The 1,608-nt window shown below is 46.7% G+C and carries 3 protein-coding genes; all 3 read right to left on the bottom strand.

The features are described 5' to 3' along the window. Positions 1-496, bottom strand: a 496-nt coding sequence (locus tag HMPREF3179_RS04150) for a VENN motif pre-toxin domain-containing protein (RefSeq protein ID WP_168160355.1), incomplete at its 3' end; no start/stop codon positions are given. Positions 497-583: 87 nt separating this feature from the next. Next, positions 584-955 carry a hypothetical protein gene (locus HMPREF3179_RS04145; RefSeq protein WP_070469817.1) on the bottom strand — a complete coding sequence of 124 codons (372 nt, stop codon included), beginning with the start codon at positions 953-955 and terminating at the stop codon, positions 584-586. Next, a partial coding sequence (locus tag HMPREF3179_RS12235; protein WP_083290687.1) for a hypothetical protein occupies positions 948-1,608 on the bottom strand: 661 nt, incomplete at its 5' end. The genes HMPREF3179_RS12235 and HMPREF3179_RS04145, both read right to left, overlap by 8 nt.

Raw genomic sequence — 1,608 nt, 5'->3', positions numbered from 1 at the left:
CTAATTCCGTTAATAAGTTATGCGCCACCGCATTCGACGCAGCTTGCCCGCCTTGAACGATACCAGCATGGCTACCTGAGCTTGCGCCCACCCCAGCACCCAAGAGCCCCGTGATAGCGCTCAGGGTGCTTTTCTCATCCGCAGTGAGAGCCTTTGCTTTTTTGCCGTAGAGGTATTGCGCTAAAAGCGGAGCGGCCGCCTCCGCAGTAATCGCAGCGCCCGCTGCGCTCAGCATATCGTTACCGCCTGCGGCAGCCACCGCACCCGCTAACAAACCATGGGCGAGCAAGTGCGCGGCACTGCCTTCACCTGCACCATCCACCCCTTGATGGGTTTTAACATACTGACCAATGGCTTGCGCCACACTCGGACTGACACTGGCTGCGACAATACCAGAAACGCGATCGGTCGGCGCAGCTAAACCCGCCGCTATGGCGCTCAGTAAGTCAGCGGTGTTTTCTAATTGTTCGCGCTTGTTTATGTACTCAACAAGCATTGAGTATCAGCATCTGTAATACTGAGATCCTGCATATTTACACCGCTATGTGTGTTCGCCTGATCAGAGCGTTAAAAGTCTATTGCCCTACTTTGCGTCATCAGCAGGGCCGCACTTATCTTTCACTGTACGATCGTCCCCTACCTCTTCCGCATCCTCCTCAACCCATATAGGCAAATAGCGACGACCAAAAATCATAATGGCTAGCCAAAAAAAGAAGGCGCCAGAGTAGTCAAACTCCTCCAAATCAAAAAAGAACAGCCATGCAAACACTAACAAACCTAAATAAATCGTTAAACCAACCAAAATCAAAACAATGTAGTAATGCATTTTAGTGATTTCTTTAAAAACTTTATTAAACACCCAGACATAGAAGCCAGACGTTAATGTAAACAAAGGATAGGCTAACTGTTTAAGACCATAAACGCGTTCACCAGAATCTCTATTCCAATCAATCATGTTTTTTCTCCTGTCTTTGAGTGTTTGAAAAATTGATGATGACATGTTCCTTGTTTCCCAAGTACTGCCCAAACATACTAGACACTCCAGCACCTAAAAAATATCCTTGGATATAACCTTGTGTCGTAATAAAACGCTCTGCAGTTTTTGTATTCGTTTTACTCAGAATAAACGAAACGGGCTTAACTGTTCGTTTTAAAAAGTCTGTTGCCATATTATTCGATGCGCCTACCGTTAAATCACTGGCTAAATTTGAAACCTTATAGTCTGACTTAGCAAACCTGCTCACTACGAGGCTTTCCCCAATAGACATCCCAGCTGCCACGCCATACCCCTTCAAAAACGCTAATACTGCAGGGTTTGCCACTACTGCCGGAGCTTGTGTTATGCCGGCGAAAACAATCGGAGCACCAGCCCATATCAAAATACCATCAGTAACACCACTGTCATAGCCAACACCCGTTATATAATCGCTCAACGCCTCTGTTATCTCCTCAGCTGTCCCCCCTTCACTGACTTTAAAATTAACTAAAGAAGCTGCTCCAGGCCCCCATTGGTTTACCCCAAATAATCCATTAAGATCAGACAACTGATTATGCTCCACCGCATTTGACGCAGCTTGCCCGCTTTGAACGATACCGGCGTAGCTACCT

This window comes from Oligella sp. HMSC09E12 (assembly GCF_001808505.1).
GTDB lineage: Bacteria > Pseudomonadota > Gammaproteobacteria > Burkholderiales > Burkholderiaceae_B > Oligella > Oligella urethralis.
This window is presented reverse-complemented; position numbering and strand designations above follow the sequence as displayed.

Coding starts and splice junctions, on each gene's coding strand:
- HMPREF3179_RS04145 (WP_070469817.1), bottom strand. CDS start 955: ATGATTGATTGGAATAGAGATTCTGGTGAACGCGTTTATGGTCTTAAA.